Genomic DNA, 16,859 nt, shown 5'->3' with positions numbered 1-16,859 from the left:
ATCCCCTGCCTGGTGGAGGCTTCCGATGGCGTACGACCCGACCAGTTACCGCGGTGCCGCGATCCACTATCGACCGGGCCGGCCGCCGTACGCGCCAGAGCTGGAGGCCATGCTGACCAGGGAGGCGGGCCTGGACGGCACCGGCCGGCTGCTCGACGCCGGCTGCGGGCCGGGCATCCTCACCGTCCGGCTGGCGCCGCTGTTCGCCGAGGCGGTCGGGCTCGATCCCGATCCGGACATGTTGGCCGAGGGCCGCAGGGCCGCGGAGGCGAGCGGGCTGGACATCCGGTGGGTCCGGGCGGTCGCCGAGGAGCTGCCGGAGGCGGCACCGGGCCCGTACCGGATGGTGACGTTCGGACAGTCCTTCTTCTGGACCGACGAGTCGCGGGTCGCCGAACTCGTCTACGACCTGCTCGAGCCCGGCGGCACTCTGGCGCTGATCGGGCATGCGGTCGAGGGCCGGCCGAAGCCGCCGAACCCCGGATCGCCGCCGATCCCGCACGACGAGCTGACGGCCCTGGTGCGGCGCTATCTCGGTCCGGACCAGCGGCTCGGGCAGGGGGTGGCCTCGACCCGGCCCCGCCCTCGGTTCGAGGAGGTTCTTGCCGGGACCCGGTTCGGCGTCCCGCGCACGGTCTTCGTACCTGGGATCCCGAACCTCCGGCGCGACACCGAGAGTGTGCTGTCCGGCTACTTCTCGCTGTCGTCCTCGGCGCCGCACCTGTTCGGCGACCGCGCCGACGACTTCGCCCGCGACGTCCGCGCGCTGCTCGCCGAGCACGCCCCGGACGGCCTGTTCTGGGACTGGCCCGGCGACACCCAGGTCGTGCTGGCCCGCAAGCCGACCTGACCGACTAGATCGGGTACGCACCAGCGAGCGGTGCACCGATCCGGACGGTGATCGGCACCGGGCCGCCGACCGGCGGGATCGGGGCGGCGTCCACGGCGAGCACGGTGCCCTCGACGATGCCGAGGTAGTCCTGCCGGGCCTTACGGGCTTCCTCGATCTTTGCACCGACCGCCGACCGGACGGCCGGGCTGAGGAACGTGAGCCCGCGCGGGAAGACCTCGGCGAGCGTCTCGTCCCCCGCGACGACGAAGTCGGCCGTGATGATCCGGTCGCCGCGCAGCGAGACCCGGAACTCCTGGAACTCCCGGCGACAGTAGACCTGCGGCGGATAGAAGCACTCGAAGCCGGAGTCCTGGAGATCGCCGACGGCCACGCTCATCCGGCTAGCGTAGTGGGCCGCGTCCGACGGCCACCGCTCGACCTCGACGTCCCGGGCTTCCATGATCAGCCCGTCGACACTGGACATCGTGTAGTCGGCATGATCATCTCGCCAGCTGCGGGTGAACGCACCCTCGACCGAGCGACCGCGTTCGATCAGGTCGCGATGATCATGGTCGTACCGGGTCAGCTCGTCGCCGAACCGGTCGGCGGTCTCCGGCCACAGCGCGCCGAGGCTCGGTCCGGCCAGCCCGGCCAGCCGCTCGGGATCCGAAGCCCGGTTGGGATCCGGCTCCTCGGGTTGCGGCTGGCTCGGGAACCAGGCCCAGGCCAGTCGGTCTTGATCATCGAGCAGGAACTGGGCCACCCAGGGATCGTCGGCGTCCCGGTGCCGGCACCACAGGGCCCGGCCGTGGGCGTTGCTGCGGACCTGAGCACAGAAGGCGCCGGCCGCGACCAGCGGGGCGGTGATCGTCTCGGCCGTCCCCGGCGGCACCGGGCGGGCGACGCTGTCCTCGCCGACCGGATCCTGCGGCCGGTACGTGTCCGGCGGCGGCAGTTGCACCCGCGGCGGCTCGACCGTGCACGCCGCGGACATGATCACCGACAACACCATGATCACGAGCGCGCCGATCAAGCCCGCCGGTCCGCGCATCCGTACCTCGATCCCTGGTGTCGACGCGATTCAGGATAGCCGCGAACGCACACCCCTCCAGCCGGCCTGTGCGGCGGCTTTCACGGCCCGGAGACCGCGCCGTAACACGGCCGGAACCCGACGCTCTTACCGTCGGCCAACAACGCCCGTCGCACGCATGCCCTTCAGCCCGGGGAGGCTCCAGCCCATGTCGTACGTCAATCCCACCGAACTCGCGCACCAGATGATCAGCGCCGGCGCGGCCAAGGTGCAGTTGAGCACCCGCGACACGCTGATCCGGGCCTTCATGGCCGGTGCGATCCTCGCCCTGGCCGCCGCGTTCGCCGTCACCATCTCGACCAGGACCGGCCAGCCGCTGGTCGGGGCGATCCTGTTCCCGATCGGGTTCTGCCTGCTCGTCCTGCTGGGCTTCGACCTGCTGACCGGCGTGTTCACGCTGGCGCCGCTCGCCTGGCTGGACCGCCGCCCCGGCATCACCGTCCGGGCGGTGCTCCGCAACTGGGGCCTGGTCTTCCTCGGCAACTTCGCCGGCGCGCTGACCGTCGCGCTGATGATGGCCGTCTACTTCACGTACGGCTTCACGCAGGCACCGGACGCCGTCGGCGAGGCGATCGGCCAGATCGGCACCAGCCGGACGGTCGGGTACGCCGACCACGGCGCCGCCGGGATGCTGACCCTGTTCCTCCGCGGCGTGATGTGCAACTGGATGGTCTCGACCGGCGTGATCGGCGCCATGATCTCCAAGAGTGTGCCCGGCAAGATCCTCTGCATGTGGCTGCCGGTGCTGGTCTTCTTCTACATGGGCTTCGAGCACTCGATCGTCAACATGTTCCTGTTCCCGTCCGGGCTGCTGCTGGGCGGCGAGTTCACCGTCGTCGACTACCTGCTCTGGAACGAGATCCCGACCGTGCTGGGCAACCTCGTCGGCGGCCTCACCTTCGTCGGACTGCCGATCTTCCTCACCCACGCCCGCACCCAGCGCGCCCGGACCGTCGTACCCGATGCCGTGGTGACCGAGGCCAAGCCGACCGCCCCCGACCGGGTCCCGGCCGTCGCCGGCGCCGAGGGCTGATCATGGAAGAGTCGATCATGGACGCGTCGATCATGGACCGGGCGACCGCGGCGAGCCTGATCACCTCGGCCAGGATCCGCCGCGGAATCAGCTGGGAGAAACTGGCCACGGCCGTCGACGCCCCGCTGGTCTGGACCACCGCCGCCCTGCTCGGTGCGCATCCGATGTCGGCCGAGCAGGCGACCGCAGCCTGTGCCCTGCTCGGGCTCGACGACCGGGTCGCGGAGAGCCTGCAGCAGCAGCCCATGCGTGGCCCGGATCCCCGGCTGGCCGCGGACCCGACGGTCTACCGGTTCACCGAGGCCCTCGCCGTGTACGGGCCGGCGCTGAAGGAGCTGATCCACGAGGAGTTCGGCGACGGCATCATGAGCGCGATCAACTTCAAGATCGACTTCGCCCGCCGGCCCGATCCGGACGGCGACCGGGTGGTCGTGACGTTCGACGGGAAGTTCCTCGACTACCGCTGGTGATCAACTCTTCCGTGGCACACTGCGGCGATGGACGAGCTGACCGGGTATCGCGGCACGGACTTCTACTGCGACGTGGCGCTCCGGCGCACCGGTGAGCTCGACGTCGTCGCGGAGACGGATCAGGTGTTGGCGTTCCGGCACACCCGGCCGTACTGGCGTGATCATGTCGTCGTCATCCCCAAGGTCCATCTGGCCTCGCTGATCACGGTGACCGAGGCCGACGAGCCGGTGCTGCGGGAGCTGTTCGCGGTGGTCCGCCGGGTCGCCGCCGAGCTCACGGCCGACCGCGGCGCGGCGCGCGTGCTCACGAATCTCGGCGACTACCAGGACTCCAAGCACCTGCACGTGCACGTGTCGAGCGGCCCCGTACTGCGCTGACCTACGTCCGGCGGCGCAGGGCCCGGTCCAGCACCACCAGACCGACGCAGCCGATCAAGGTCAGCCCGGCCGGCAGCAGGTACACCCGGGGCAGACCGAACGTGCCGACGGCGATCCCGCCGATCAGGCCGCCGACGGCGCCGGCCACCGGGATCGTGCTCATGAACAGGCCGGAGGCCGTGGCGACCCGCTCCGGATAGAGGTCCTGGGCGATCGTTACGCCCAGCGCGCCGATGCAGGCCCAGAGCAGGGCGATCTGCAGCTGCCCGGCGAACAGCCCGACGGCGTCGCTGGAGAACGCGAACGTGAGGTTGCCGGTGACGCCGAATGCGACGCCGACCGGCAGCACCCGGAGCGCGCCGAACCGGTCGGCCAGCCGCGCCGCAAGCGGCATCAGGGCGAACTCGAGCAGCGGCTGGACCCCGATCACCGCGCCGCGCAGCAACGGCGACAGCTGCAGTTGCTGCTCCATGTAGATCGGCAGGTAGCCGAACTTCATCGTGTCGCCCGCCATCGCCAGCACGATCATCGCCATGAAGATCAACAACGGCAGCATCCGGCGGCCGCCCGGATCCGGCGCCGGCCCCGGATCCCCGGGCCGATGGAAGCGCGGCACCCGCTGCCGGCCGAGCGGCAGGATCTGCAGCAGGACCAGGGCCGCGGTCGCGAACACCATCGGACGCAGGCCGGCGACGCTGCCGTACCAACTGCCGAGGACGGGCCCGAGCACCCAGCCGGCGGTGAACGCCATCCGGACCAGCGCGATCACCTGGTTGTCCACCGTGGTCGGGTGCCGGCTCAACTCGTCGCGGCAGGCGGCGAACAGCTGACCCATCGCGGCGCCGCCGATGCTCAGCGCGAGGATGCTGATCACGAACGGGACCCAGATCGCCTGGGCCAACCCGATCACGACCCAGCCCGCCGCGCCGACCACCGCACAGACCCGGAACATCGCGAGCCGATCGGTGGACCGGTCCGACCTGCGCCCGACCAGGTAGCCGGCCACCGGCGCGGCCAGGTTGGTCAGGTAGTACAGCCCGGCGACCGGCAGCGACGCGTGCAGTTCCTCGACCAGGAACAGGGTCAGTTGCGGCGTCACCGACGAGACCCCGAGGCCGGAGCAGAACAAGGCGATCACGGCGGCCCGGAGGAACCGGGAGCGGGCGATCACACCGATCGCCGAGTCGCCCGCCTGCATCGCTCCGTACGCCTCCCCGCGGGCCCGATCGGGCCGGCCATTCACACGGTACGGTCAGCGGCTCCGTCCGGCTGCGGCGGGTGGCCGGGGTCAGGCCGCCGGGACCGCGAAGCGGATCGGCATCAGCCGGTTCGGCTCGCGGGTCAGGAACTCGCCGACCAGGGCGATCGCCTCGTCCGGTCGTTCCCACAGCAGCAGGTGGCTGGTGCCGGGCAGGATCGCCAGCTGGGCGTCCCGGATCGCCTGGTAGACCTCGACCGTGTGGGCCAGGCTGACGATGTCGTCGTCGGCGCCGAGCACCAGCGTCGGGCAGTCGACGCCGGCCGGATCCAGCGCCGGCCCCTGCTCCATGCCGGCGAACTTCCGTACCACTTCGGGAAAATGATCACGCCCGTCCGGCGACACCTCCGCGTACGCATCCACCACCACGGCCGGGAATTCTCCGTCCGGGTCGGGATGGACGAGCCAACCGTCCGGGCTTGCGGCGGTGTTGATCAAGATCAGCCGGCGCACCAGGTCGGGCCGCCGGAGCGCCGTGGCGAGCGCGACGACGCCGCCCGAGCTGTAGCCGGCCACGGCAGCCGGCCCGCCGACGACGTCGGAGAGGAACGCCGCCGCGTCGTCGGCCAACTGGTCCAGCGTGACCGGGCCGGGGACGTCCGGCGTCCGGCCGTGCGCCCGCCGGTCTAACCGGTAGACGGTGAACCGGTCGGCGAGCCGGGCCAGGTTGTCGTCGAAGTCACGCGAGTCGGAGAAGCCGCCGTGCAGCAGCACCAGCGGTTCGCCGCTGCCCCGGACGTCGTACCAGGCAGGGTGGCCGTTCAGGGTCAGATTGCCGGTCATGGAGATCCTTTCGTTGTTCGCACTCACATTCCGGTTGTACGAACCGTGACCCTGAAACTCATCGGAACTCAGCAACCAGCAGCTCGACCGGCAGGCCGAACCGGGCGAAGTCGCCGGCGGCGTCCAGGAACGTGGTCATCCCGACGATCCGCCCGTCCGCGAGGTCCAGCACGTCCAGCGCGAAGGGCCGGTAGCGGTCGCCGTGCGGGTGGTACTGCCCGAACGCCGGCGACCCGTTGACCGCGACCGGCAGCAGCCGGGCCCCGTGGCAGGTCCCGTCCGAATGTTCCAGGGCGGTACGGATCGCGGCCCGGCCCCGCAGCCACCAGGGATAGGGCGGCATCGACATCGTCGCGTCCTCGTGCAGCAACGCCGTCAGCGCCTCGATGTCGAACCGTTGGAAGGCGTCGACATACCGGTCCAGCAGCGACCGGTGCGCGGCGTCCAGCGGTGCCGCCGGGGCCGGCCGCCGCAGCGTGGCCCTGGCCCGCTGCAGCGCGCTGTTCACCGAGGCGACCGAGGAGTCCAGCAGCGTCGCAACCTCCGCGGCGGGCCAACCGAGCACCTCGCGCAGGATCAGCACCGCCCGCTGCTTCGGCGGCAGCTGCTGCAGAGCCGCGACGAAGGCGAGCCGGACCGACTCCCGCTGCGCCGCCAACTCGGCCGGGTCGTCCGGCAGCACCCGGGCATCCGGCATCGGCCGGATCCAGCGGTCGTCCGGCAACGGAAGTCCCAGCTCGGGGCCGTTCGCGGCCGGACCCAGGTCGGTCGCGATCGTCCGGCGAGCCGCACCGCGGAGCAGGTCCAGGCAGAGATTGGCGGCGATCCGGTAGAGCCAGGTGCTGAACGCGCCCCGGCCCGGATCGTAGGAGCCGGCCGCCCGCCAGGCCCGCAGCATCGTCTCCTGCACCGCATCCTCGGCCTCGGCCGCGCCACCGAGCATCCGGTAGCAGAACCCGGTCAGCCCGATTCGGTGAGCTTCCAGTTGCTCGGCGGAGAAGGGCGTCACGTGCGCGAGGGGTGCCAGGCCGGGAGGTTCTCGGGGCTGCGCGGGTACGCCTCTTGATCATCTTCCAGCATCACGTCGACATAGTCGCCGTTGTACGGCGGGTTGTCGTAGTCGAAGTCGGTTTCCAACTGCCCATCCGGCGTCAGGGTGAAAGTTGCGTTGTACCAGGTGCCGACTCCCTCGGCGTACATCGCTGCGCGGAGATCGCCGATCGCGAAATGGCCATCGGCGCTGATGCCCTGCGACCGATCGACATTGCCGTCGCCTTTCTCGATCGCCAACTTGGTCTGGTTGCCGGAGGCCACAGCCGACGCGAAGAGTTGGATGCGTGACCAGCCCTTCGGCGCGGGCTCCACCATGGCTGAGGCAATTCTCTTCAGGGTTTCTGGGTCGGGGGTCATGTTGTCTCCGTGTCGTTGGGGCGTGGAGTGTTGTAGATGAATCGCTCGTCTCTCTCACCGTCGATCCACCAGGTCAACTGAAGGGCATCTGGACGCGGCGTGTCCGTGGCATAGACGAGGGAGATGTCGACCTTGACGTCACGACCAGCTTCGACGGCTCGCCGCCAGGCGTTCTCAGCGCTCTTGAACTGTCCGAGGTTGACCTTGTTCGCTTCCATCGCCGTGAGGTTGATCGTCTCTCCGGGGCCTTGGAAGATCCTGGCGAACAGGTGCCCGGCATGATCACCGGGGAGCTTCCCGATCAACTGCGCCTGGGCCGACTTGTCCCGCGGATGATCAAGGTCGACGACTTCCAGCTTCGCCGAGGCGTGGACGACGCGACCCAGGTGATCGGTGCGGTAGGTGAAGCGCTCGTCGACCACCACGGTGCTGTCCGGCGGCGGTTGGTTCAGCAACTCCTTGTGTTCGGGGTCCGCGGTCGACAGTCGCAGCGATCGGTCTTTCGGTTCGTCGGCGTGCCCGTACTGCTCGTGCAATTCGGTGTCGACCAGCCACACCGTCCGCCCGTCGCCCGACTTGTGCCAGGTCTTGCCCTCCGGGGTGCTCTCCCAGCCGAAGATCAGGTTGGCCCGATCGTCCACCTCGGCGTGCTCCGGCCGGTCGAAACCGTTCCGCAACTCGACGGTCTTGCTCGCGTACCGACCAAGATCAGGATGCCCGCGCTCCGAGAACTCGACCCCCGCCGGATAACGCTCCCGAAGCGGTTCGGCGACCGGCTGGATGCTGCCGGCAAGATCAATCCGCCCACCGGGCAACCGGAAGGACTCCGCCCCACGCTCACGCTCGGATGCCTCGTACCGCTTGTACACCAGCTCGTCCCGGCGGCCCAGATCGCCCGCCGGAAACGTCGGATCCCTACGGGTCCACTCCGTCACCGGAAACACTCGTCGCCGATCCGGGTCGAGCGGCGTGTTCTCGGGTCCCTCGATCGGCGCGGTCCGGAAGTGCTCCAGCGCCCGGTCCTGCCGCTCGTACGGCTCCCGCCGCTGCGCCTCGTGCGTCTCGGGCGGCCCCCAGAGAGCCGGACTGCTGATCTTACGGCGCGACTCCTGCAACTCCTCGGCCTGCCGGGCATCCTCGTAGGCGACTTCCTCCTTCGCCACGAACTCCTCGCGGGAGACGCCCCGCTCGGCCGCCTCGGCGATCCGGGCCTCCCGTGCCTCGTGCCGCCGCCGGGCATACTCCAGCCGCAACTCGTCCATCGCGCGCTCCGCCCGGCGCCAGTCCTCCTCGGACCGGCCCGACCGCTGCGACTCCGGAAGATCACGCCCGTCCGGTGCCTCCCGCTCGCCCTCGGCCCGACCCAACTCCCGCACCGCCATCACCTCCCGCCGCTCCGCCGAGGCTAACCGACCGCGCCGGCCGGGAACACGGCCACACCCACGGCGCTGTCGACCTTTCCGCGGTCCGGGTCGTGACGCGACCGGTGTGATGTCCGCCGGTTACTCAGGGTGCTGCAGCATTCGATCCGTAGGCACCGTCGCCGACGAACTCGCGGCCCTCCCCGTACTCGAGGCACACGACCGGAGTGAATTTCAGCCGGTCAGACGCGGCGGAAATCCACAGCGGTCGGGTCGTGAGGTGGACGCCAGCAGCGGACCGGCGAGTGGCACGATCTTGCACTTTGCTGCACGGGCCGACTCCCCGGCCGTCGGGGGGCAGCAAAGGGCAAACGGCAAGATGCGCTGCCGGGCCACCTTTACTGAGCGGACGCCTTGACCTCCATTTCGGCGCGGATTCGCCGGTCAGGGCGTCCGCTCGACGACGTCACCCACCAACAAGATCTTCCGCGAGGTCACACGACTATGCCGAATCCACAACACGCGCTACTCGCGGCGGTCAATCACGGAGTCGGCTGGGGTCGCGTTCCGGCGGGAACGTGACCGGGCGGGCCCGGTGGTAGGGCGGCCCGCGGTACCGACTCGATCGTGCCGCCATCGAGCGGACGCTGAGGGCAACCAAACGTGCCCGGGACCTGCCCGTTAGGTCCACTCGGTGAGGTCGGGCTGTGCAATGCGATCCTGGGCCCAGCGGGTCACACCCTCCGTTCGCAGCAGCGCGGCTCCACGCCCGGCCGATTCTCGCTCGCGAAGCCCGGTCCCCTCCCAGCCCGACCGCGGCATGGTCGACACTCCCCCACCTTTCGCGACCCACCCGCGGAATCATCGAGAAAACCCCGCATCCTTGGCGGCCCGGAGCGTGGCGTTGTCGACATTCCTGCGCATTTCGGGACCCAACCCGTGGCGTTGTCGACAAGCCCGCACTCCCGCGGCCCGAACCGCGGCCAGGTTGACATTCCCGTGGGCTTCGGACCGCCCAGCTCGGACGGCCCGCCGTCACGAAGGCCTGCCCGTGACGGCGACCCGCCGGCCGGTCAGGGCGTCCGGTAGTCGATCGCGACCTGGCCTCGTTCGGGCAACCGGGCAAAGACCCGGGCGCCTGCCGGGGTTTCGATCCTGAGCCGGTTGGTGGCGGCCGTGGTGACCGGGCCGCGGCGCACCAGGTGACCCCGGAGGTCGAGCGCGGTGTCAGGGCCGAGCGGCAGCACGCCGTCGCTGAAGTTCTCGTTGTCACGACCCAGCTTCTCCTCCGCCCGACGATCGAAACGTGGGTACTGAAGCCGGTGGTGGCGCCCCAATGCCTCACGACAACGACCGCGGCCCGGTCCTCCTCGAGAGCCGCCACCCGGACCGCTCGCGCGGGTCCGGACCGGCGCCGCACCCTGCCCCGCCGAATATGCCGAACAAGATCAGCAACAGGTCTCCGCGGTCGCGGGACACCATGAGGCGGGATTCGCCGAACCGGGCCCCTTGCGGAACGTGTAACCGATCGGTTACGCTTTCGGGCATGGACGGAGCACGAGCGATCGCGGACCCGGTTCGCCGGGAGATCCTCGAACTGCTGCATGCCTCCCCGCTGCCGGCCGGCCGGATCGCGGAGCACTTTCCGATCAGTCGGCCCGCGGTCAGCAAGCATCTGCGGATCCTGATCGAGTGCGGGGTGGTCGAGGCCGAACTGGTCGGGCGGCAGCGGATCTATCGGCTGCGGCCGGAGCCGTTGGCCGAGGTCGCGGCGTATCTGAACCGACTGCTCGGGCCGTCGCTGCCGAGCCGACTCGATGCGCTGGTCACCGAGGTCGCCCGAGCCCGCCGCGATCGCCGTACCGAAGCGAACAACCCGAAGGAGCAATCAGCATGACCACACCGACCCCCACCGGACGCCTGGTCCCGAACGCCGACGGCGTCGACCTCGTCCTCACCCGGACCCTGCCCGGTTCGATCGACGACGCCTGGGCCAGCATCACCGAACCTGACCGCACGGCCCGCTGGATCGGCCGCTGGGAAGGCGAAGGCGCCGTCGGCTCGACGGTCAGGATGCAACTCGGCTTCGAGGACGACACGCCGTGGGCCGACGTCAAGATCACCGAGTGCGCGGCACCGCGGCGACTGCGGGTGCTAACCATCGATGATCAGGGCAGTTGGGACGTGAGCCTCGAACTGAGCGGAGCCGGTGATCACGCCGAGTTGCGATTCGTCATGCACCGGGTCGACCCAGCCGCTGTCGGCGAGATCGGCCCCGGCTGGGAGTACTACCTTGATCAACTCGTGGCCTCGGTCACGGACGCACCGACGCCGAACTTCGACGACTACTTCCCGGCCCTGCGTTCTCACTTCGAGGCTCAGGTTTCCTGATCATGAACGGGCCGTGCTAGAACACGAGGTATGGCCTTCCCCTCCTTGATCGTCGTCAGTGGTCCGCCCGGTTCCGGCAAGACCACGCTGGCCCACCTGATCGCGCAGGGCGTCGGTTGCCCGGCCATCTGCCGGGACGAGCTCAAGGAAGGCATGGTCCACGCCCACCCGGGTTTCGTGCCCGGCCCGGTCGACGAGTTGAACCTGCGCACACTGCCGGCGTTCTTCGGGGTTGTCGAATACCTGCTGCGGGCCGGGATCACGGTGGTCGCCGAGGCCGCGTACCAGGACAAGCTGTGGCGTCCCGGCCTGACTCCGCTGCTCGGGCTGGCCGCGGTCCGCCTGGTCCGCTGCCGGGTCGATCCCGACACGGTCGCGGCCAGGATCCGCCGCCGGTACGAGGAGAACGGGCTCCGCGCCGCCGCCCACGGCGATCTTGATCATCTGGCCGAGGTCCGCGAACGCACCCTGAACTTCGACCCGATCACTCTCGACGTCCCCACCGTCGACGTCGACACCACCGAAGGCTACTCGCCGACGCTGCCCGAGTTGATCACGTTCGCTGGGGAGCGAGCCAGTCGATGATCGTCTGGCGGTAGACGTCGAACCAGTCGCCGCCGGCCATCAGTTCGTAGTGCAGCGCGTCCACCCGCTGGATGGCGCGATAGCAGGCGAGGGTCCGGGATAGTTCGGCTTCCAGCTCGAGCCCGTACCCCTCCAGGGCCGGCCGGAAGATCGCATCCTCGGCCACCGAAAGCCGGGCCAGGTCGTAGCGGGGATCGCCGTAGGACGTGTCGCCCCAGTCGATGATCGAGGACAGCCGCCCGTCGGCGACGAAAAGGTGGGCCGGCTTCAGGTCGCAGTGCAGCAGGACGCCCTCGCCGTCGTACGCGATCGCGTCGGCATGATCATCCACGGCCGCCCGGAACCCGTCGGCGAGCTCGGCGGTGATCACGCCGTGCCGGACCAGCGGCTCGGTCTTCGCCACGATGTCGGCGAGCCGCTCGGCCCAACTGCCGAACCGGCCGCGAGCTGCCCCGGCCTCGACGTCGGCCAGCCCGTAGCCCGGCCCGCCGACCTCGTGGTAGCGCCGGATGGCCCGACCGGCCTCGACCAGCGCCTCGGTGTCGGCGACCGTCGCCGGACCGCCCGGAACCCAGCCGGTGATCATGAACCCGCGGTCGCCGCCCAGTTCGCCGGCCGCGGCGACCCGAGGCACCGGAACCCCGGCCTCGGCCGCCCGTTCCAGTCCCCAGCGCTCGCCGGCGAGTTCGCTCTCCGCGGCGAGCTTGATCGAGAACCGCCCCCGCTCGGTGTCCAACCGGAGATTCTGGTTGCCGACCGACCCGGCCAGCGGCGCCGTCGCGGACACGGGGACGCCCAGGGCCCGCTCGGCGAGGGCGCGGATCTCGGCCTCGGCGAGCTGAGGAGTGGGTACGGGTTCACTCTTTCCGGGGTCCCCGCGGAGTTGTTCGGGGGAGCGAAGCGGAGGAGAAGAACTCCGTGGGGTGGTGTTCACGAGCCGTCAGCCTAGGCACGGGCTCGCTTAGGGCGCGACCGGATTTCAGGCGACCGGAGCCCGTCTCGTACCCTCGACCGAGTGAGTCCCGTCGAGATCCTGCTGATCCTGCTCGCCGGAGTCGGCGCCGGCACGATCAACGCGGTGGTCGGTTCCGGCACCATGATCACCTTCCCGACCTTGATCACCTTCGGGTACGAGCCCGTCGTGGCCACCATGTCCAACGCGATCGGCCAGGTGCCCGGCAGCGCGTCCGGATCCTGGGGCTACCGCCGCGAGCTCAAGGGCCAGGGCCGCCGGCTGCTGCAGCTGCTGCCCGCCTCGCTGCTCGGCGCGGTCTGCGGCGCCTGGCTGCTGCTGCACCTGCCGCCGACGGTGTTCCGGGTGATCGTCCCGGTGCTGCTCGGGCTGGCGGTACTGCTGGTCGTGCTGCAGCCCAGGATCCAGGCCTGGGCCCGGCGCCGGGCCGAGGCGGCCGGCGAGGACGGCGAGACGCTGTCCCGCGGCAAGACGGTCTTGTTGATCTTCCTGGTCTTCCTGATCGGCATCTACGGCGGCTACTTCACTGCCGCGCAAGGCATTCTGCTGGTCGGCGCGATGGGCGCGCTGATGCCGGAGAGCATGCAGCGGCTGAACGCGCTGAAGAACGTGCTGGCGCTCGGGGTCAACATCGTCGCCGCGCTCGCGTACACGATCGTGGCGTTCGACCGGATCAGTTGGCCCGCGGCGGGTCTGATCGCCGCCGGCAGCCTGATCGGCGGCTTCATCGGCGCGAGCGTCGGCCGCCGGCTGCCGCCGATCGCGCTGCGGACGATCATCGTCATCCTCGGCGTGATCGCGATCGCCCGGCTGCTGCTCGGGTGATCACCGGAACCGGCCGGCCAGGAAGCTAGGCCGGGCCCGGCCTGGATCCGCAGGTACGGCGCCACGTCCTCCTCCCGGCCTGAGAGCCACGCCCCGCCGTGGATCCGGACGACGACCGGCAGCGAGCTGGCGACGCCGGCCGCGCCCCGCCACCTAGTTGTGAAATCGATACCAATCTGGTTGTGAAATCGATTACAATCACCTATCGTCAGGCCGACGGATTCCGAGGCCGAGGAGGGTCAGTTGGCCACCGCAACACCGAGCCCGCCGGGCACCGCCGCACCGCCGCGGCCGGCCCGCACCGCCGCACCCCGCCGGACCGGTCGGCTGCACCGCTCGAACCTGATCGCCTACCTGATGCTGGCGCCGCTGATGGTGCTGCTGGCGATCTTCGTGATCATCCCGTTCTTCCAGGCGGCGTCGCTGTCGTTCTTCGACTTCTCGTTCTACCTGCCGTCGACGTTCATCGGCTTCGACAACTACCGCAACGTGCTCAGCGACCCGATCTTCACCCAGTCGATCGTCCGCGGCCTGCTGTTCATGGTGCTGGTGGTGCCGATCGGGCTGGTCCTCGCGTTCGTCTTCGCCTCGGTGGTGAAGGGGATGGGCCGCCGACTGGCGTCCTTCGTCAAGACGTCGATCTATCTGCCGACGATCGTGTCCGGCGTGATCGCGTCGATCGTCTTCATCCTGATCTTCGACTACTACGGCGGCATCCTGAACTGGTTCCTCGACCTGTTGGTCAGCCCGTTCCGCGAGTTCGAGCCGATCCCGTGGCTCGGCGACCCGGCCACCGCGCTGCCGTCGCTCGCCGTCCCGGCGGTCTGGATCGGTTTCGGCGTCACCGCGTTGATCATGCTCGCCGGCATGCTGGACATCCCGGACTCCTACTACGAGTCGGCGTCGCTGGACGGCGCGACCTGGTGGCAGCAGACGATCCACATCACGATCCCGATGCTGAAGAACGTGCTGATCTACCTGCTGATCGCGGGCTGCACCGGCGCCATCCAGCAGTTCGAACTGCCGTTGATCATGACCGGCGGCGGCCCGCTGAACTCGACGATGATGCCGAACCTCTACATCTTCCAGCACTTCACCCAAGATCAACGGCAGGGCCAGCCGCTGGCCGCCGCGCTGATGCTGTTCGTGGTGCTGGGCCTGGTGTCGGCGTTGATCTTCCGGTTCATCAACTCCGAGAAGACCCAGGAGGGCTGAGGCGTGGCCAAGAGTCCTGCTCCGGTCCGGTTCGGCCGGACGGTCGTCGCGCTGCTGTTCGCCGCCGTCGCCCTGTTCCCGCTGCTCTGGATGGCCCTCTCCGGCTTCAAGCCCAACAGCGAGGTCACCGCGACCCCGTTCAAGCTGCTGCCGACCGAGTGGATGGTGTCGAACTACGTCACCATCGCGACCGACCCGGCCTTCCAGCGCGCGATGGTGATCACCTTCGTCGGCGCGGCGATCTTCACCGTCGGCACGTTGGCGGTGAACTCGATGGCCGCGTACGTCTTCGCCCGCCTGGAGTTCTCCTTCAAGCCGCTGCTCTGGGTGCTGGCGATCGGCACCATGTTCGTTCCGTCGATGGCGATCCTGCTCACCTCGTTCATCATGGTGACCCGGCTCTACATGCTGGACACGCTGACCGTGTTGATCTTGCCGGGGATCGCCTCGGCCGGTCAGATGTTCTTCATCCGGCAGTTCTACCTGTCGATCCCGACTGCCCTCGAGGAGGCGGCCATGATCGACGGCGCCGGGCGGTGGCGGATCTACACCCGGATCTTCCTGCCGCTGTCCCAGCCGGCCTTCGTCGTGGTCGGCGTGGTCTCGTTCCTCGCGTACTGGAACTCCTACATCTGGCCGATCATGACGATCACCAGCCCGGAGCTGTTCCAGATCCAGCAGTACCTGGCGAACTTCCGCTCCGAGCGGTCGCCTGAGCGCGGACTGCTGATGGCCGGGTCGTTCCTGGCCGCCCTCCCGGTGATCTTGCTGGTGATGATCTTCCAGCGCCGGATCATCAGCAACATCAAGATCGCCGGCTTGAAGTAGACCCGAATTCACGAAGGAGTGTGCCATGACCTCACCCGCCCGGCGGCTGCTCAGCCGCCGCAACCTGCTCGCCACCAGCGCGGTGGCCGGCACCGGAGCCCTGCTCGCCGGCTGCGGCTCCGGGACGCCCGGCCAGTCCGCCTCCGAGGCGCAGAAACCGCAATCACCCGGAACGACCATCACGGTGCAGTTCTGGCAGACCAAGCTGACCAACGGCGAGGACGCCTGGTACAAGAAGATGGTCGAGCAGTTCAACGCGGCCCAGTCCGAGGTCAAGGTGGTCCTCACCCAGGTCCCCGGTGACGCCTGGGAGCAGAAGATCAAGGCCGCGCAGGCGGCCGGCAAGGCGCCCGACATGTACATCGGCGTCGGCAACAACGTCTGGGTGCAGGTGGAGAACGGCGAGCTGGCCGATCTCACCGACGTGCTGCCCAAGGAGTCCTGGGACGACCTGACCGACACCGCGCGCGAACTGGTCACGGTGAACGGCAGGCACTACGCCTACCCGATGCTATTCGAGCCGCAGACCGTCCTCTACTACCGGAAGGACTTCTTCGAGGCCGCCGGACTGGACCCGGAGACGCCGCCGAAGAGCTGGGCCGAGCTGGTCGACTTCGGCAGCAAGACCAAGGCCGACGGCCGGTTCGGGCTGGTCATGGGTGTGACCGGCGGCGACTTCGGCTGGCAGTCCTGGCCCTGGCAGCGCAACGTCGCCGGGCATCTGCCGATCAGCGACGACTGGTCGACCGCGCAGGCCAACGATCCCGCGTACCACAAGCTCGCCCAGCTCTACCGTGATCTGTTCGACGCCCAGGCGATCCCGAAGCAGTCGCTCGGCCCGGCCAACGACTCGACGCCGTTCGGCCAGAACAAGGCCGCGATGATGATCAACGGCTCCTGGGCGATCAGCCAGATCCTGGACGAGTTCGAGGGCCTGCGCGACAAGGTCGGCGTCGCGCCGATCCCGACCCACGACGGGACCGGGGCGGCACCGGCGACCAACGGCAACATGAAGTGGATGATCGACGCCAAGTCCAAGCACATCGAGGCCGTCGGGAAGTTCTTCCTGTGGGCGCTGGCCGGACCGGATCCGGCGATCATGCTCGACTACTTCACGGTGACCGGGTTCTCGAAGTTCCCGACCCGCAAGTCACTGGTCGACGCGGTCGCCCAGGCGCCGGACGCGGACACGCTGAACCCGTGGCGCAAGGTCATTCAAGATCAGGTGCTGCCGTCGGCCGCCCTCGAGCCGCAGTACGACTGGACCGTCGCCGAGGCGTTCGGCCAGGCGATGGAGAAGGCCATGCGCGGCGCCGACATCCCGAAGACCATGGAGGCGGCGAACAGCCAGATCCAGGACATCATCACCAAGCTGAAGCTGGCCGGGAAGGCACCCAACAGCTGAAACCTACGGTTGCGGCAGAATA

At 69.3% G+C, this 16,859-nt stretch carries 19 protein-coding genes; 11 read left to right on the top strand and 8 right to left on the bottom strand.

Annotated features, from left to right (window positions below; genetic code table 11):
- Window positions 1-25 precede the first annotated feature (25 nt).
- Window positions 26-850, top strand: a complete 825-nt coding sequence (locus BKA15_RS19700; RefSeq protein ID WP_179753602.1) for a class I SAM-dependent methyltransferase — start codon at window positions 26-28, stop codon at window positions 848-850.
- A gap of 4 nt (window positions 851-854) precedes the next feature.
- On the opposite strand, the gene BKA15_RS19695 is transcribed toward BKA15_RS19700, so the two are convergent.
- Complete coding sequence (locus BKA15_RS19695; protein WP_179753600.1) at window positions 855-1,883, bottom strand: hypothetical protein; 1,029 nt, start codon at window positions 1,881-1,883, stop codon at window positions 855-857.
- 187 nt (window positions 1,884-2,070) lie between these two features.
- On the opposite strand from BKA15_RS19695, the gene BKA15_RS19690 reads away from it, so the two are divergent.
- From BKA15_RS19690 to BKA15_RS19680, 3 genes are read left to right on the top strand one after another with little or no spacing between them, the layout of a single operon-like run.
- Window positions 2,071-2,955, top strand: coding sequence for a formate/nitrite transporter family protein (locus BKA15_RS19690; protein WP_179753598.1), 885 nt, complete (start codon window positions 2,071-2,073; stop codon window positions 2,953-2,955).
- Between the two features lie 2 nt (window positions 2,956-2,957).
- Window positions 2,958-3,425 carry a cyanase gene (cynS, locus tag BKA15_RS19685; protein WP_218871485.1) on the top strand — a complete coding sequence of 156 codons (468 nt, stop codon included), beginning with the start codon at window positions 2,958-2,960 and terminating at the stop codon, window positions 3,423-3,425.
- Window positions 3,426-3,452: 27 nt separating this feature from the next.
- Window positions 3,453-3,803 (top strand): HIT family protein, encoded by a 351-nt coding sequence (locus BKA15_RS19680; RefSeq protein WP_179753597.1) that lies wholly within the window; start codon window positions 3,453-3,455, stop codon window positions 3,801-3,803.
- A 1-nt stretch (window position 3,804) separates the two neighbouring features.
- Here the strand turns inward: BKA15_RS19680 and BKA15_RS19675 are convergent, their stop codons facing one another.
- The 6 genes from BKA15_RS19675 to BKA15_RS19650 form a co-directional block, all read right to left on the bottom strand.
- Entirely contained in the window at window positions 3,805-5,046 is a 1,242-nt protein-coding gene (locus tag BKA15_RS19675) for an MFS transporter (RefSeq protein ID WP_179753595.1), read from the bottom strand.
- Window positions 5,047-5,091: 45 nt separating this feature from the next.
- The gene (locus tag BKA15_RS19670) at window positions 5,092-5,844 is read right to left on the bottom strand and encodes an alpha/beta fold hydrolase (protein ID WP_179753593.1); all 753 of its coding nucleotides are present in this window, start codon (window positions 5,842-5,844) and stop codon (window positions 5,092-5,094) included.
- 58 nt (window positions 5,845-5,902) lie between these two features.
- Window positions 5,903-6,853, bottom strand: a complete 951-nt coding sequence (locus BKA15_RS19665; RefSeq protein ID WP_179753592.1) for a sigma-70 family RNA polymerase sigma factor — start codon at window positions 6,851-6,853, stop codon at window positions 5,903-5,905.
- Entirely contained in the window at window positions 6,850-7,254 is a 405-nt protein-coding gene (locus tag BKA15_RS19660; protein WP_179753590.1) for an antitoxin YezG family protein, read from the bottom strand. The genes BKA15_RS19665 and BKA15_RS19660 overlap by 4 nt, the downstream gene beginning before the upstream one ends.
- Window positions 7,251-8,630, bottom strand: coding sequence for a DNA/RNA non-specific endonuclease (locus BKA15_RS19655; protein WP_179753588.1), 1,380 nt, complete (start codon window positions 8,628-8,630; stop codon window positions 7,251-7,253). Before BKA15_RS19655 ends, BKA15_RS19660 begins: the two co-directional genes overlap by 4 nt.
- Window positions 8,631-9,688: 1,058 nt before the next feature.
- Window positions 9,689-9,952, bottom strand: coding sequence for a hypothetical protein (locus BKA15_RS19650; RefSeq protein ID WP_179753586.1), 264 nt, complete (start codon window positions 9,950-9,952; stop codon window positions 9,689-9,691).
- Window positions 9,953-10,161: 209 nt separating this feature from the next.
- Between BKA15_RS19650 and BKA15_RS19645 the strand changes: the two genes are divergently transcribed.
- The 3 genes from BKA15_RS19645 to BKA15_RS19635 are packed head-to-tail and all read left to right on the top strand — an operon-like array spanning window position 10,162 to window position 11,591.
- Window positions 10,162-10,512 (top strand): ArsR/SmtB family transcription factor, encoded by a 351-nt coding sequence (locus BKA15_RS19645; protein ID WP_179753584.1) that lies wholly within the window; start codon window positions 10,162-10,164, stop codon window positions 10,510-10,512.
- Complete coding sequence (locus tag BKA15_RS19640) at window positions 10,509-11,006, top strand: SRPBCC family protein (protein ID WP_179753582.1); 498 nt, start codon at window positions 10,509-10,511, stop codon at window positions 11,004-11,006. Before BKA15_RS19645 ends, BKA15_RS19640 begins: the two co-directional genes overlap by 4 nt.
- Before the next feature lie 30 nt (window positions 11,007-11,036).
- On the top strand, window positions 11,037-11,591 hold the full coding sequence (locus BKA15_RS19635; RefSeq protein ID WP_179753580.1) for a P-loop nucleotide/nucleoside kinase family protein: 555 nt from the start codon (window positions 11,037-11,039) through the stop codon (window positions 11,589-11,591).
- Here the strand turns inward: BKA15_RS19635 and BKA15_RS19630 are convergent.
- Window positions 11,560-12,525, bottom strand: coding sequence for a phosphotransferase family protein (locus BKA15_RS19630; protein ID WP_179753578.1), 966 nt, complete (start codon window positions 12,523-12,525; stop codon window positions 11,560-11,562). The two genes, BKA15_RS19635 and BKA15_RS19630, sit on opposite strands and share 32 nt — an antisense overlap.
- An 81-nt stretch (window positions 12,526-12,606) precedes the next feature.
- On the opposite strand from BKA15_RS19630, the gene BKA15_RS19625 reads away from it, so the two are divergent.
- The 4 genes from BKA15_RS19625 (at window position 12,607) to BKA15_RS19610 (ending at window position 16,837) form a co-directional block, all read left to right on the top strand.
- The gene (locus BKA15_RS19625) at window positions 12,607-13,389 is read left to right on the top strand and encodes a sulfite exporter TauE/SafE family protein (RefSeq protein WP_179753576.1); all 783 of its coding nucleotides are present in this window, start codon (window positions 12,607-12,609) and stop codon (window positions 13,387-13,389) included.
- A 243-nt stretch (window positions 13,390-13,632) separates the two neighbouring features.
- Window positions 13,633-14,604: a carbohydrate ABC transporter permease gene (locus tag BKA15_RS19620; protein ID WP_218871484.1), complete on the top strand. Its 972-nt coding sequence runs from the start codon at window positions 13,633-13,635 to the stop codon at window positions 14,602-14,604.
- A gap of 3 nt (window positions 14,605-14,607) precedes the next feature.
- On the top strand, window positions 14,608-15,432 hold the full coding sequence (locus BKA15_RS19615) for a carbohydrate ABC transporter permease (RefSeq protein ID WP_312879142.1): 825 nt from the start codon (window positions 14,608-14,610) through the stop codon (window positions 15,430-15,432).
- Between the two features lie 25 nt (window positions 15,433-15,457).
- The gene (locus BKA15_RS19610) at window positions 15,458-16,837 is read left to right on the top strand and encodes an extracellular solute-binding protein (protein WP_179753574.1); all 1,380 of its coding nucleotides are present in this window, start codon (window positions 15,458-15,460) and stop codon (window positions 16,835-16,837) included.
- Window positions 16,838-16,859 lie beyond the last annotated feature (22 nt).

It is taken from the genome of Microlunatus parietis (assembly GCF_013407955.1).
Taxonomy (GTDB): Bacteria; Actinomycetota; Actinomycetes; order Propionibacteriales; family Propionibacteriaceae; genus Microlunatus; species Microlunatus parietis.
This window is presented reverse-complemented; position numbering and strand designations above follow the sequence as displayed.

Coding starts and splice junctions, on each gene's coding strand:
- BKA15_RS19700 (WP_179753602.1), top strand. CDS start 26: ATGGCGTACGACCCGACCAGTTACCGCGGTGCCGCGATCCACTATCGA.
- BKA15_RS19695 (WP_179753600.1), bottom strand. CDS start 1,883: ATGCGCGGACCGGCGGGCTTGATCGGCGCGCTCGTGATCATGGTGTTG.
- BKA15_RS19690 (WP_179753598.1), top strand. CDS start 2,071: ATGTCGTACGTCAATCCCACCGAACTCGCGCACCAGATGATCAGCGCC.
- cynS (WP_218871485.1), top strand. CDS start 2,958: ATGGAAGAGTCGATCATGGACGCGTCGATCATGGACCGGGCGACCGCG.
- BKA15_RS19680 (WP_179753597.1), top strand. CDS start 3,453: ATGGACGAGCTGACCGGGTATCGCGGCACGGACTTCTACTGCGACGTG.
- BKA15_RS19670 (WP_179753593.1), bottom strand. CDS start 5,844: ATGACCGGCAATCTGACCCTGAACGGCCACCCTGCCTGGTACGACGTC.
- BKA15_RS19660 (WP_179753590.1), bottom strand. CDS start 7,254: ATGACCCCCGACCCAGAAACCCTGAAGAGAATTGCCTCAGCCATGGTG.
- BKA15_RS19645 (WP_179753584.1), top strand. CDS start 10,162: ATGGACGGAGCACGAGCGATCGCGGACCCGGTTCGCCGGGAGATCCTC.
- BKA15_RS19640 (WP_179753582.1), top strand. CDS start 10,509: ATGACCACACCGACCCCCACCGGACGCCTGGTCCCGAACGCCGACGGC.
- BKA15_RS19635 (WP_179753580.1), top strand. CDS start 11,037: ATGGCCTTCCCCTCCTTGATCGTCGTCAGTGGTCCGCCCGGTTCCGGC.
- BKA15_RS19610 (WP_179753574.1), top strand. CDS start 15,458: ATGACCTCACCCGCCCGGCGGCTGCTCAGCCGCCGCAACCTGCTCGCC.